This window comes from Martinezella tropici (assembly GCF_003287875.1).
Classification (GTDB): Bacteria; Pseudomonadota; Alphaproteobacteria; order Rhizobiales; family Rhizobiaceae; genus Rhizobium; species Rhizobium tropici_C.
Genome location: NZ_QMKK01000061.1, coordinates 157,012 through 170,830, shown reverse-complemented (window position 1 = coordinate 170,830; position 13,819 = coordinate 157,012). Strand labels below are relative to the sequence as shown.

At 60.1% G+C, this 13,819-nt stretch carries 12 protein-coding genes; 5 read left to right on the top strand and 7 right to left on the bottom strand.

Features of this window, described 5'->3' with window-relative positions:
• Positions 1-71 precede the first annotated feature (71 nt).
• The 4 genes from DQ393_RS31820 to DQ393_RS31805 are packed head-to-tail and all read left to right on the top strand — an operon-like array spanning position 72 to position 4,589.
• Positions 72-959 carry a carbohydrate ABC transporter permease gene (locus tag DQ393_RS31820; protein ID WP_112345659.1) on the top strand — a complete coding sequence of 296 codons (888 nt, stop codon included), beginning with the start codon at positions 72-74 and terminating at the stop codon, positions 957-959.
• On the top strand, positions 959-1,846 hold the full coding sequence (locus tag DQ393_RS31815; RefSeq protein WP_112345658.1) for a carbohydrate ABC transporter permease: 888 nt from the start codon (positions 959-961) through the stop codon (positions 1,844-1,846). Before DQ393_RS31820 ends, DQ393_RS31815 begins: the two co-directional genes overlap by 1 nt.
• A gap of 4 nt (positions 1,847-1,850) precedes the next feature.
• A complete protein-coding gene (locus tag DQ393_RS31810; RefSeq protein ID WP_112345657.1) occupies positions 1,851-2,933 on the top strand; it encodes an ABC transporter ATP-binding protein in 1,083 nt (360 codons plus the stop codon).
• 18 nt (positions 2,934-2,951) lie between these two features.
• Positions 2,952-4,589, top strand: a complete 1,638-nt coding sequence (locus tag DQ393_RS31805) for a GMC oxidoreductase (RefSeq protein WP_112345656.1) — start codon at positions 2,952-2,954, stop codon at positions 4,587-4,589.
• 219 nt (positions 4,590-4,808) lie between these two features.
• Here DQ393_RS31805 and DQ393_RS31800 read toward each other — a convergent pair whose 3' ends face one another.
• The 7 genes from DQ393_RS31800 to DQ393_RS31770 all read right to left on the bottom strand — a co-directional run bounded on the left by DQ393_RS31800 (position 4,809) and on the right by DQ393_RS31770 (position 13,241).
• A complete protein-coding gene (locus DQ393_RS31800; RefSeq protein ID WP_112345655.1) occupies positions 4,809-5,108 on the bottom strand; it encodes a hypothetical protein in 300 nt (99 codons plus the stop codon).
• Positions 5,109-5,658: 550 nt separating this feature from the next.
• On the bottom strand, positions 5,659-7,452 hold the full coding sequence (locus DQ393_RS31795; RefSeq protein ID WP_432422055.1) for an ABC transporter ATP-binding protein: 1,794 nt from the start codon (positions 7,450-7,452) through the stop codon (positions 5,659-5,661).
• Positions 7,453-7,463: 11 nt separating this feature from the next.
• Positions 7,464-8,324, bottom strand: a complete 861-nt coding sequence (locus DQ393_RS31790) for an ABC transporter permease (protein ID WP_112345653.1) — start codon at positions 8,322-8,324, stop codon at positions 7,464-7,466.
• Entirely contained in the window at positions 8,321-9,271 is a 951-nt protein-coding gene (locus tag DQ393_RS31785; protein WP_432422051.1) for an ABC transporter permease, read from the bottom strand. Before DQ393_RS31785 ends, DQ393_RS31790 begins: the two co-directional genes overlap by 4 nt.
• Positions 9,272-9,283: 12 nt before the next feature.
• Positions 9,284-10,801 (bottom strand): ABC transporter substrate-binding protein, encoded by a 1,518-nt coding sequence (locus tag DQ393_RS31780; RefSeq protein ID WP_112345652.1) that lies wholly within the window; start codon positions 10,799-10,801, stop codon positions 9,284-9,286.
• Positions 10,802-10,883: 82 nt separating this feature from the next.
• Positions 10,884-12,365, bottom strand: a complete 1,482-nt coding sequence (locus DQ393_RS31775; RefSeq protein ID WP_112345651.1) for a M81 family metallopeptidase — start codon at positions 12,363-12,365, stop codon at positions 10,884-10,886.
• Between the two features lie 501 nt (positions 12,366-12,866).
• Positions 12,867-13,241, bottom strand: coding sequence for a hypothetical protein (locus DQ393_RS31770; RefSeq protein WP_112345650.1), 375 nt, complete (start codon positions 13,239-13,241; stop codon positions 12,867-12,869).
• A gap of 217 nt (positions 13,242-13,458) precedes the next feature.
• Between DQ393_RS31770 and DQ393_RS31765 the strand changes: the two genes are divergently transcribed.
• Entirely contained in the window at positions 13,459-13,740 is a 282-nt protein-coding gene (locus DQ393_RS31765; protein WP_112345649.1) for a hypothetical protein, read from the top strand.
• The last annotated feature ends 79 nt before the right edge of the window (positions 13,741-13,819 follow it).

Below are 13,819 nucleotides of genomic sequence, written 5' to 3'. Positions count from 1 at the left end.
GCCTTTGCCTCGGGCTGGTCGGCGATGTGATCGTCGATCGGCTCCTTCCGTTCTTTTGAGAGAGTTTGCTCATGCAAGCCAAGCGCAGACGTTCCGTGGCTGCGACCTTTGCACTGCTGCCGACATGGATTGCCGCGATCTTCGTCTACATCGGCACCATGGTCTGGTCGGTCCGGCTGTCCTTCACGGATTCGACGATCTTCCCGTCGTCGAACTATGTCGGCTTTGCCCAGTATGCCAGGCTGTTCAAGAATTCACGCTGGCTGGCATCGCTGGAGAATGTACTGATCTTCGGCGTTCTCTATGTCGCGGGATGTCTGGCGCTCGGCTTCGTGCTGGCAGCGGCCCTTGACCGCAAGGTCCGTTTCGAAAGCGTATTCCGCACCATATTCCTCTACCCCTATGCCATGTCCTTCGTGGTCACGGGGCTGATCTGGCAATGGATGCTGAACCCCACCCTCGGCATTCAAGCGACCGTAAGGGCGCTCGGCTGGCAGGGCTTCGTCTTCGACTGGATCGTCAATCGCGACATGGCAATCTACACCGTCGTCTTCGCCGGCGTCTGGCAGGGCGCCGGTCTCGTCATGGTCATCGCACTCTCCGGCATGCGCGGTATCGGCGACGAGCAATGGAAGGCGGCCCAGATCGACGGCATACCGGTCTGGCGCATCTACCTTTCGATCATCCTGCCACAACTCGGACCGGCGCTGGCGGCATCCGGAATGCTACTCTCCATGGGCGTGATCAAGACCTACGATCTGATCGTGGCGCAAACCGGCGGCGGCCCCGGCTATTCGACCGAGGTGCCGGCGAAATTCATCATGGACAATCTGTTCGAACGCCAGAACCTCGGGCTTGCCAGCGCCGGTGCCACCGTGCTGGTGCTTTCCGTCGTCATGGCCGTCGCCCCGTTCCGCTATGCGCTCACCATGCGCGCCAGAAGAAGGGGAGCGCATTGATGACAACCCGCCCTCATCCTCGTGGTCCCAAGCCGTCCAGGCTCAGTGGCAGCCAGATCGGGCTCTATGCCTTCCTGATCCTGTCGGCGCTGTTCTTCCTGCTGCCTCTCTACACAATGCTCGTGACGTCGCTGAAGTCGATGGAAGAAATCCGCCAGGGCCATATCTTCGCCCTGCCCGGCACCATCGATTTCAATGCGTGGAAGACGGCCTGGTCTGGGGCCTGCATGGGCACGCAATGCCTCGGCGTGCGCATTGGTTTCTGGAATTCGGTCAAGATCACCGTGCCCGCCGTCGCCATTTCCGTCCTCATCGGGGCAATCAACGGTTATGCATTGTCGATGTGGCGGCCGAAGGGCTCTAATCTTCTGTTCGGGCTTCTGATGGCGGGCGGCCTGATCCCCTACCAGATCTTCCTCTATCCGCTAGTGCGGCTGCTCGCCAATCTCAACCTCTACAATTCGCTGGCCGGCGTCGTCCTGGTGCATGTGATCTTCGGCCTGCCACTGGTCACGCTGCTGTTCCGTAACTATTTCGTCGCAATCCCCGAAGAGCTCTGCAAGGCGGCCCGTGTCGACGGAGCCGGTTTCTGGCGCATCTTCCTAGAGATCATGCTGCCGATGTCGGTGCCGATGGTGGTCGTCGCCTCCATCTTCCAGTTCACCGGCATCTGGAACGACTTCCTGATCGGCCTCGTCTTTGCCGGCCGCGACAATCTGCCGATGACGGTCCAGCTCAACAACATCGTCAACACCACCATGGGCGAACGCGCCTACAATGTGAACATGGCCGCCACCATCCTGACCGCCGTCGTTCCGCTCGCCATCTATTTCTTCTCCGGTCGCTGGTTCCTGCGCGGTGTCGCAGCCGGCGCCGTCAAAGGGTAATGCCATGCAGCCTGCCGTATCGGTAAAAGACCTCAAGATTGCCTATGGCGACCATACCGTCATCGAAAAACTCTCCATCGACATCGCTCCGCGTGAGTTTCTGGTACTTCTCGGTCCATCCGGCTGTGGGAAGTCGACGCTTCTCAACGCAATCGCCGGATTGCAGGACATCCGCGACGGCGAGATGTGGATCTCCGGAAAGAACGTCACATGGGAGGAGCCGAAGGACCGCGGCATAGGCATGGTGTTCCAGTCCTATGCGCTTTATCCCCGCATGACCGTTCGCCGGAACCTGTCCTTCGGCCTGCGCGTCGCTGGTCTGCCCAAGCCGGAGATCGAGGCGCGCATCGCCCGCACAGCATCCCTCTTGCATCTTGAAAATCTGCTCGACCGGCGGCCGTCGGAACTGTCGGGCGGACAGCGCCAGCGCGTCGCGATCGGCCGCGCGCTGGTGCGCGAAGTGGATGTCTTCCTGTTCGACGAACCGCTCTCCAATCTCGACGCCAAGCTTCGCAACGAGCTGCGCGTCGAGATCAAGAAGCTGCATCAGAGCCTCGGCAATACGATGATCTATGTGACGCACGATCAGGTCGAGGCGCTGACGCTTGCCGACCGCATCGCCATCATGAGGGACGGCGTGATCCAGCAGCTTGCGAGCCCTTCGGAGATCTATCATCGGCCCGCCAATCTCTTCGTTGCAGGCTTCATCGGCGCCCCGGCGATGAACTTCATCAAGGGCGAGATCGCGATCAAGGCTGCTGCCCCGGTCTTCGAAAGCAGCGGCCTCACCGTCCAGCTGAGCGACTATCCCTTTCAGGCGCCCGTCGAGCCGGGTCCCGTAACGCTCGGGATCCGGCCGGAACATATCGCTCCGGATGGAAGAACGGGATCCCTGCCGACCATCGCCGGTATCGTCTCGGTGGTCGAGCCGATGGGTGCCGACACCATTGTCTGGTTCGACTGGACCGGGCAAAGCCTCTCCTATCGCATCATGGGCGACACGGTGCTTCAGCCCGGCGCGGCAATCGCACCCGGTATCGACATCGCCAAGGCCTCCCTCTTCGACGCCGATGGCGTCCGTCTCTGAAATATACGGAAAATATCTATGTCTCAGACTGTTTATGACGCGCTGGTCATCGGCTCCGGCGCCGCCGGCTCCTTTGCCGCCAGGGAATTGACCGCTCAGGGCCTTTCCGTGCTTTTGCTCGAAGCCGGTCCGGCGGTAAGCCACAAGGATTTCGATCCGGCACGCAAGAAGCTGCCGGCCAGCAGCATCAACATCTGGGAGCGCGCACGCGCCACCATGAAGGGGCAGCCGATACAGGCCCGCGCCGCTTTCTTTACCGAGCGCTTCAGCCATTTCTTCGTCAATGACCGGAAAAATCCCTATACGACCCCGAAAGATGCGCCTTTCCTATGGATCCGCGGCCGGCAGGGCGGCGGGCGCCTGCACAGCTTCGGCCGCGTGCTGCTGCGCTGGACGGACGACGACTTCAAGATCCGGTCGCGAACCGGCAAGGGCGTGGACTGGCCGGTCGTCTATGACGACCTCGTGCCTTACTACGAGGAGGTCGAGGCCAGCCTCGGCCTCTATGGCAATCCCGACGGCGTGGAGACGCTGCCGGACGGCATCTATATCAGTCCGGCGAAACTGACGCCGGCCGAACAGGTCTTCAAGAATGAGGTGGAGGGCCGCTGGCCGCAACGGCATGTCGTGTCCTGGCGCTATATCGCGCCGGATGCGGAACGCATGCCGAAGCCCTTGAGAGAGGCGCTTGCGACCGGACGGTTGACCATCCGCCACGACGCCATCGTCCGCCGGATCGAGACCGACGAGCAAGGGGTTCGCGCCACGGGCGCGGAATTCATCGATCGCGTCACCGGTAGGGTCGAGACCGCGCGCGCCAACCTCGTCGTGCTGTCGGCCTCGCCGATCGAAAGCGTGCGGCTGCTTTTGAATTCTGCATCCCCGCGCCATCCCGAAGGTCTCGGCAACAGGTCCGGCGCGCTCGGGCGTTATTTCATGGATCAGCTGCCCTGCCTTGCCTTCGGCTCCTTCTCGAAGGCAAAGGGATGGGCGGTAGACGATTCCGCGCCCGTCGATCCATTCTATAACCCGTCAGGAGGTATCTTCGTGCCGCGTTTCGGCACCGGCGATACAGGGCGCGGTGATTTCGACTACCAGGGGAGCATCGGCCGGGCACCCACGCCCGATGATGAGCCCGCGCGGCTGGCATTCTTCGGCTTCGGCCGCATGCTGCCCTATGCGGATAACCGCATAAGCCTCAATGCCAGGCGCAAAGATGCCTGGGGGATTCCCATTCCCCATATTCGCTGCGTCATGGGCCAGGAGGAACATGCGCTTCTGCGCCAGCAGGAAGAGGTGCTGATCGAGATGGTGCGCGGCGTCGGCGGAGATCTGGAGTTCATCGGCTCCCCGACAGGCCTCAGGGAAATGGGGCGCGGCGCCTTCCCGGACGCCGATCCCTTCAGCCGTTTCATGTTCCGCACATGGTTCCGCAAGACCATGTGCATGGGCGCGGCAATTCACGAGACAGGCGGTGCACGGATGGGAGATGATCCCAGCAATTCCGTGCTCAACCCCTATAACCAGCTTTGGGACGCACCCAACGTCATCGTCACGGACGCCAGCGCATTCCCCGGAAGCGGCATCGCGGGCACGACCCTCACCGTCATGGCCCTGACGATCCGCGCATGCCGGCATCTCATCGGCAAACACTAGGCACACCACACGTTGCCGCTCTCGGAAGACACCGGTCTCCTTCCCAGAGCGGCAACGGTTGCTTGGATTAAGCCCCTCACAACGCGCCGTTCAAAACCCTTATCCTCGAACTCGGGTAGGGAAACCGCGCCACGATCAGCATTGGTGCAATCGAGACGTTTCGGACGTGCGCAGTCCTCTTGGACAGGTCGAAGCTTCCGCCGCCGGCGGTGGCTTCTGTTAGCCGTTAATCGAAAGCCGCTCGATCCCGTGCGCGGCATTCCGCAGATTCGCCCGATCCATTTTTGCCCCGTGGCGAATAAAGTCGCTCACTGCCCAGGAAACACCAATTGTTTGGAGATGCGCTGCGTCTTCTATTCCCATTTTGATCAAGATCGCCAATCGCTCGGCTAGGATGTTGCAGGAGCGCTCACTGTTGTCGAACCACGGCTGTTTGATGATGCTGGCCAATACTTTTTGGAGTGTATCGGTCTGCTTCGGCGACAGACGGCCACTCATAACACGGCGAAAACGCTCCATTACGCATTCTCCAAACGCTATCGCCCGTGTCGTTTCGCGAACGGCTGCATCTTCGAAAGGGAGTTGCCTTAATGGCTTGGTGGCCAACAGGCCATCTTCCCCGATCGACGCCTGCCGATGGTTCACTCTCACATCGCGATCACCCTGCCTTAATGGCTTGGGACATTAGGCAGATTCCTGCCCGGCTCCTACGTCCATTTTTGACGAGCGACGAATACAACAAGCATCAGCATGGGCATTTGGGCGCCTTTTGGTGGTGCTGTGGAGCGGACGCTCTATGAAGTCGGTGTGCGTCCGACGACAATGAAAGGGGCATCTTGATTGCCGCCGGACGCTGCACTCTTCGGCTCGCGGGTGGCATCCGGGCCGACAATTAGAATATTAGCATCAAGCGTTGCTTTGACGTACCTACCCGAATGGGTTGCCGCCTTCGCCTGCCACCTACCCACCGGAAAAGAGTACATGTCTCTATCGCGAAGTGGTCGGTGGAAGCGATTGGAATGCCGATTGTCTCAGCGGCGTTTTTTCAATTCGTCTCGCGAGCCGGTCGCTATGCTTCCTGCACGAAATGCCCCGGAGAAACCTCCCGGTAGATCCGTTTCGGCGGCTGGTAATCGAGAGGCCTTACCGCACTCTTGATCTCATCCGAAGGCTGCGGCGCCAACTGACCACGGCGCGACGGATCCGGGATCGGCACGGCCGAAATCAGCCGCCGCGTGTATGGATGTTGCGGGTTATCGAAGATCGCCGCACGCGGGCCTATTTCGACGATTTCTCCAAGATACATGACCGCGACCCGATGGCTTACGCGCTCCACGACCGCCATATCATGGCTGATGAAGAGATAGGCGAGCTGCCGCTCTTCCTGCAGCTCAAGCAAGAGGTTGGACACCTGCGCCTTGACCGATACGTCGAGCGCCGAGACAGCCTCGTCCGCAATGATGAATTTCGGATCGAGCGCCAGCGCCCGGGCGATCGAGATACGTTGGCGCTGGCCGCCGGAAAATTCGTGCGGATGGCGGTCGGCCATTTTCGCTGACAGCCCGACCTGTTCGAGCAACTCGCTGACCCGCCCCTTCGCTTCGCGTCTGCCTATCACGCCATGGGCAAGCATCGGCTCCGCGATTGCCGAGCCGATGGTGATACGCGGATTGAGCGATGCGAACGGATCCTGGAAAATCATTTGCGACGTGCGACGCATCGCACGCAATTCGCGCGTATTCGCTTCCGTGACGTCCCGGCCGTCGATCATAACCGAGCCTGCGGTTGGATTGATCAACCGAATGATCGCGCGACCGGTCGTCGATTTGCCGCAGCCGGATTCACCGACCAGCGAAAGGGTTTCGCCGGGACGCAGATCGAACGAAACACCCTCAACGGCATGGATGCGGCCATTGGGCAGGTCGAACCGCACCGAAAGATCGTTCACCTTGAGAATTGGTGCAACCGTTCCGGAAACGCTGCGCATTTCGCGGCCGTCCGACGCCTCGCCGGTCGCGGGATCGACCTGCGGAAAGCGACGTGGAGCCACGGCATTGCCCATCGTGCCGAGCCGCGGAATGGAAGCAAGCAGCGATTTCGTGTAGACAGCCTTCGGCGCGGCGAAAATCTCGCGCGTCGGGCCGGTCTCGATCATTTCGCCGCGAAACATGACGACCGTGCGGTCGGCGATTTCAGCGACGACACCCATGTCATGCGTGATGAAGAGCACGGCCATGTTCTCTTCGCGTTGCAGCTCGCGAACGAGGTGAAGGATTTCCGCCTGGATCGTGACGTCGAGCGCCGTCGTCGGCTCGTCGGCGATCAGCAGCTGGGGCCGGCAGGCAAGCGCCATGGCAATCATCACGCGCTGGCGCATGCCTCCGGAGAATTTGTGCGGATATTCGTTCAGCCGGGTTTTGGCCGCCGGAATACGCACGCGCTCCATCAGCCGCACAGCCTCGGCCTCGGCCGCCTGCCAGGAAAGGTTCTGGTGCAGCACAAGCGCCTCTGCGATCTGGTTGCCGATGGTGAACACCGGATTGAGCGAGGTCATCGGCTCCTGAAAGATCATGCCGATCGAGCCGCCGCGAACCCTGCGCATCTCCGCCTCGGAAACGTTCAGGAGATCCTTGCCCGCAAGCAGGATCCTGCCGTCGCATCGCGCTTTGCCCACGGGCAGAAGACGCATCGTCGAGAGGGCCGTCACGCTCTTGCCGGAGCCGGATTCACCGACGATAGCGACGGTTTCCCCGGCACCGACCTGTAGGTTGATATTGCGGATGACGGCACGCCAGCCCTCGCTTGTCCTGAACGACGTCGTCAGGTTCTCGATGGCGAGCACAGGTTGAGTAGCGGAGGTCATGTCGGTCATGATCAGCTCTCCTTCACAAGACGCGGATCGACCAGATCGCGCAGGCCATCGCCGAGCAATTGCAGCGACAGGACCGAGAAGACGATGGCAAGGCCCGGAAAGACCATGAGCCAGGGCGCGTTGTTCATGAATTCCCGGCCGGAAGCGAGCATGGTGCCCCAGGTTGGAGTATCGGAGGACACGCCGACGCCGAGGAATGAGAGGCTTGCTTCGGCCAGCATCGCCGAGGCGAAGACGAAGGTGGCCTGCACCAGAATGGGTGACGCCAGATTGAGCAGGACGTGGCGGCACAGGATCTGCCAGGTCGGCAGGCCCATGGCGATCGCCGCTTCGATATAGGGCAGTTCCCGCAAGACCAGGGTCGAGCCCCGGACGATACGAGCCAGCCGTGGCGCATAGGTGATCCCAAGCGCCAGGATCACAGTTACCAGCGACGGCCCGAGTGCCGCGACCAATGCGATGGCAAGCAGAATGTCGGGAAACGACATCATGGCATCAAGCAGGCGCGAGATCGGCGCATCAAACTTGCGGAAATACCCCGCAATGACACCAAGAAACACGCCAAGCAGCGTCGAAATGCACACCACGCCAAGACTGACCAGCAACGAAACGCGGCCCGCGAAGATCGCGCGCGAAAAGATGTCGCGCCCGAATTCGTCGGTACCGAAGATATGAGCCTGCGATGGTCCTTTCAGCTTGTTGATGATCGAGAGCTTGTTCGGCGCGTAAGGGGCGATCCATGGCGCCAGGATGGCGGCGACGATGACAACAAGCAGGATGATGGCGCCGAGCAGCATGGCACGATTGCCGAAGAGGCGTCTAAGGCTTGCAGCAAATGGAAGCTTGAGGGAGCTGGCGGTCATGGGCGCACCCTCGGATCGACGACAATATAGAGCATGTCGACGACGAAATTGATGAGGACATAGATGGCAGCCACCACCAAAAGCGCGCCCTGGATCACCGGATAATCGCGCCGCAGGACGGCTGATACGACCAGATTGCCGACACCGGGCAATCCGAAAACGGTCTCCGTGACGACAGCGCCGGCGACGAGCATCGCAACGGAAAGGCCGATAACGGTGATGATCGGGATGAGCGCATTCTTCAGGGCATGCTTCAGGATGACGCGGCGTTCGCTCGCGCCCTTGGCGCGGGCAGTGCGCACATAGTCATCGCCGAGCACGTCGAGCATAGCCGCGCGCGTGAACCGCGTGATCATGGCGGAGTTGACGATACCCAGAGTAATGGCTGGCAGGATGAGATGGTGCAGCCGCTCGAGGAAGCCGGTGTCCGGACCGCCATATCCGGAGGCTGGAAACCAGCCCTGGCCGACGGCCAGAATCTGGATCAGCATCAGGCCGAGCCAGAAACTCGGCACACTCGCAGCCACCATGGTCAGAACAACGACGATCTGATCGAAGAGCGTGCCGCGCTTGACCGCCGAGATGATCCCGACGGGAAGCGCGATCGCCATTGCGATCAGAATGGAGAACAGCGTCAGGAAGAAGGTGGGCTCGGCGCGGGCGGCCAGCGCCTGGGTCACCGGCTGATTGAGAAAGATCGATTGCCCGAGGCCGCCCTTCAGCAGGCCCAGGACGAACTGGACATATTGAACGAGCAGTGGCGCATCGAGCCCCATCTTGGCGCGCAGCTGCGCAATGTCCTGCGGCGTGGCATCGGCCCCCAGCATCACGGCCGCCGGATCGCCCGGGGTAACCCGGACGATGATGAAGACGACCGTGACGACGAGCGCGAGCACAATCACCATGCCTCCGAGACGTCTCAAAAGCGCCTGGGCGATCTTTGCCATGTGCTTCCAGCCTTATTTCTTCGGGGTGACGTTCCAGAAATGTGGCCAATAGGTCGGCGTATAGCCGGTGACCGACGCGGAAATCCCCGAAAGGGCATTGAAGTTGCCGACCTTGTAAAGCGGCGCGTCATCGTAGATCACGGTCTGGATGCCCTCCCAGGCCTTCTGCTTGGCATCGTCGCTCGTGGCGTCCATATAGGCGGAGACGGCCTTCGCCTTCTGGTCGGACACGTACCAGCCGGGATAGCTGTCCGTGATCGTGTTGATCGTTGTGGGGTCGCCGGGGAAGTTGGAGTGGGTAATGAAGATATCCCATTCCTTCGGGTCGGCACGGCGGGTCGTCAGCGTTGCCCAATCGACGACCTGCATGTCCACCTTGAAACCGGCAGCTTCCAGATAGGCCTTGGCGACTTCGCCGATCTTGTAGTGGAATTCATATTGCCGGCTCGTCAAAAGCCTGAGCGGTGTGCCGTCATATCCGGCATCCTTCAGCAGCTTGGCCGCCGTTTCGGGATCACCCTCACCGTAGCGAACGACGCCAGCATCGGTGTGCCAGAACGATCCCTTCGGGAAGAAGGAGCCATCGACGCTGAAGAAGCGCTGATCGTTGAAGGCGGCTAGCATCATGTCGGAAGAGTTCAACGCGGCCTGCACGGCCTGGCGCAAGGGCTTCTTTACCAACAGACCTTGCTTCATGTTCATGTTGAGCGACACCCATCCGGTATTTTCGAAGATCACGGGTTTAGCGTTGCCGCTCTTCTCGACGCGCTCATAGGCGCTGACCGGCAGGGAGTCGGCAAAATCGAACTGTCCGGAAATCAGGCCTTCCACGCGGGTATTGGCGTCCGGCACGGGCACGAAACGGATTTCCTTGGCGATCGCTTCGCGTTTGCCGGCATAGTTGTTCGGCTCGCCCTCGGGGGACTTGTAGCCATCGAAGCGGACAAGCTGGGTGTACTGGTCGGGCTTGCGCTCCTTCAGCATATAGGGGCCGGTGCCGATGAAATCGGTAAGCGTATCGGCGACCTTTTCCGAGGGAAGGATGATTGAAGACTGCGACAGTGTTGCCAATAGCGGCGCATAACGCGACTTCAGCTTGATGATGACGGCATGATCACCATCGGCCGTCAGGCTATCGACGATGCCGGCAACCTGCTTGCCCTTGGAATTGACACTCATCCAGCGCTTCAGCGAAGCCACGACATCCTTAGAATCAAAGTCACTGCCATCATGGAACTTGACGCCTTCGCGCAGCGGGATGCGATAGGTAAGACCGTCATCCGAAATCGTCGGCATGGCCGCCGCCAGCAGCGGAACGGATTTCCACTGGGCGTCGTAGGTATAGAGCGTCTCGAAAATATGCTGATCGACGGTCAGCACGATGTCGGTCGGCGTCTGCATCGCATCGAGCGTCGGCAGTTCACCGATGGTGGCGACAGTCAGGACGCCATCAGAAGATTGTGCGGTCGCCAAGCTGCTTGTACCGGCAAGCATGGCCAGCGTGATCAAAACGAATGCGCTCTTCTTCATCTCATTCCCCTTCTATTTTCGTTGGTATCTGGTCGAGTTCGTTGCTCTTAAGGCCGGCGGCCGGTTCCCCTCGGCTGACGGTTCATGCGTCCAATCCCAAGGGATCGGGGATGCGCGGCCACAGATCGAGGCGCGCCTTGCGATAGGGTGTCGTTGCTGGATCCGTTGGATAGGAGGTCGGCGCGGCGACGTAGACGATTTCGGAGGACACCGGCACGAAACCGGCATGGAAGTGATTGGTCGATTTGACCAACAGATAGGCCTTCTCCGCAAAATCGACGCCTTGATTGGAGAAGATATCCGGCTCGTAGGTCTGCGTTCGGCTGGTGATGAGCACGATGTCGATACTGGTTCCGACCGGACGGACGACAGCGGTGCTGCCAAGCACGACGCGGCTATTGCGGAAGCTCTGCCAGCCGGCATGGAAGAGCCGCTGCACGGTGACCCGAAGATCAAGCGGCTCGCCCCCTTCCGGCCCCGACTTGCCGCCGACGCGCAGGTTAAGCACTGCCCCTTCGCCCGCCGCGTGGCAGAAGCTCACCGCGATCGGATCCCAGATCGTCGCAACGGCGAAGTCATCCAGGCCGCGCTGTATCATCCGCCGCAAAATATGCGTTGCATCGCCGGCAACGCCGCCGCCGGGATTGTCCCAGACATCGGCGATCGTCACCGGCAGCTCCGGATGCGCGGCGCGGATTGCTATCGCCCGATCGAGGCCTGTCTCGGTATCGAACATCGGCATGGCTGCTTCCTTGCGCAGGCCGTAGAGCTCGCGACCGAGTGAAGCAGCCAGGGCATCGCCCTTAACCTTGTCATCATCGGTCAAGACGATGATGCGCGTACCCATGTCGGGCAGGTCGCCGGCCATGAAGCCATGGATAACGGAGATCGAGAGCACGCCGTCCCTGCCCTCCATCGCCTTCAGGCGGTCGACAAAGGATCGCATCGGTTCGCGGCTCGTCGGAAAGATGGTGATCATGCGGCAATCGAACGTCGAGATGACCGGCTTAATTTCGCCCCGGAGCGTCCGAAGCGCCAGTTCGACGACATGCTCCCCACGTTCTTCGAAATCGATATGCGGAAATTCGAGAAAGGCCGCCATGATATCGAGATTGGCGACGCGCAGTGCCGTCAGATGGCTGTGCGGATCGAACTCCGCAGCGACGAGCACATCGGCTCCGACGATATGGCGCACCCGGCACAGCAAATCGCCTTCGGGATCGTCATAGCCTTGAGCCGCCATCGCGCCATGGAGGCCGAGAACGACGGCATCGACGGGCATCGCTGCGGTCAGTTCGGCAAGGATTTGGTCGCGAAGCGTCTCATAGGTCTGACGCTGGATGAGCCCGGCCGGCTCCGCCCAGCAGGAAGTACCCTCGATTGCGGTAAACCCCTCCGCCCTGGCGCGGCGACGCAGGATCGGCACGACCGAGGAGCACAGGGTCGGCGTTTCCGGATGCTCGCCTGGTCCAGCATAAAATGCCGCCTTGAAGGCGTTCATATCGGTCGGAACGGGAGAAAATGTGTTTGTTTCAGTCGCCAATGAGGCGGTGAAAATGCGCATACCTATTACCCGAATAAACAGAGTTTCGGAGCCGGAAACCGATCAGCACCGAACCCTCTCACCCGTTGCGTTCGAGCGATGCTCGGGACTGCCAAAGCCGCCGTGTTGGAATAACCGTCCGTGAAATCAAAGGTCGAATGCAGCCGCCATCGACTTCATCGACAGATTTAGCCCCCGTTCGTAAGTTCACCCATTCGTCGTTCTTATGTAATTTATTTTCATCATAATGCGTTAAATATGCGGGAAGTCAACGCCACTTGAATATTTTCAAGGGAATTTGTAATTTTTTTTCTTCGTTGATAAAAAACGTCGCGAGGCTTTCATCTTCGATCGAGGAAGCGCTTGCGGAATGAAAAGCGCGCCTTCGTTCATCGGAAAAATATGGCGAAACAGTCTACCGATCACCGTTGCAGTATTTTGTCGTCCTGACGACGGCATGACTGGCCACGCCTCAACCATTGGCGAAGGCGTCTGCCATCCTCCTCGACCGTAAGATAAAGCTTACTTTTCTGCTCTCTGCAAAAGAATGCGCATTTCCTCGAACCGTCGTTTCCGGTCGGCATCCTGGTCGTTGGCCGTGTAGCAGGTGCTCGATACGCAGAACTTGGCAAGGTTATGAGGCTTGTCTGTCCTGTCGAACTCGCATTCGAACGTATCACTCATCTCAGATGGCGCCGTTCCCTGCCGGGTGGAATAAGCCATGCGCACGCCCGGCGGCTTCAGCTCGGGAAAGGATTGGATCGCGCCGATCGAGAGCCCATCCGACAGGAAGAAATTCTTGGCCACCATCTTGCAGGTTGCCTCGAGATCGGTCGATTGCGCGAATGCGGCCGTCGGGATCAGCGTAAGGGTAAGCAAAACCAGATGTTTGAACACCGGAACCTCCATTGGATACGCTACGGATTCACTTAAGAGCGCGACCGCCAAAGGCAAGGCCGCTACGTCATCTTCCGCATCAGCGCATCGAGGGCCGCATCGGCCGCCCAAATCTTCCAGGAAGCCGATCCAGCCGGGAACATTCGCCTCACGCACTTGTTCGGCATGCACATGGGAAGTGTCAAAGCCACAGCTGAAACTCTGGAGGACAGTCATCATGACCGCATCGAAGATAACGACGGATCATGAGGAAATACGCCGCTGGGCGGAGGCCCGCAATGGACATCCGGCTCGTGTCAAGGGAACAGGAAACGGCGGATTGTTGCGGATCGATTTCGGCGAGCCGGAGGAAACTCTCGAAGAGATCTCCTGGGATCAGTTTTTCGAGATCTTCGATCGAAGCGACTTGGCATTTCTCTATCAGGACAAGACTGAAGCAGGTGCGGAAAGCCGTTTCAACAAGTTCGTCAGCCGTGCGGCGAGGAACCAAGCCAAATAAGTCCTCGGACATGTCAAAGCAGACGACGTGCTCAACAACGCCGCACCTGAATCCGCATCGATCCTGATCTGCCCGGCGG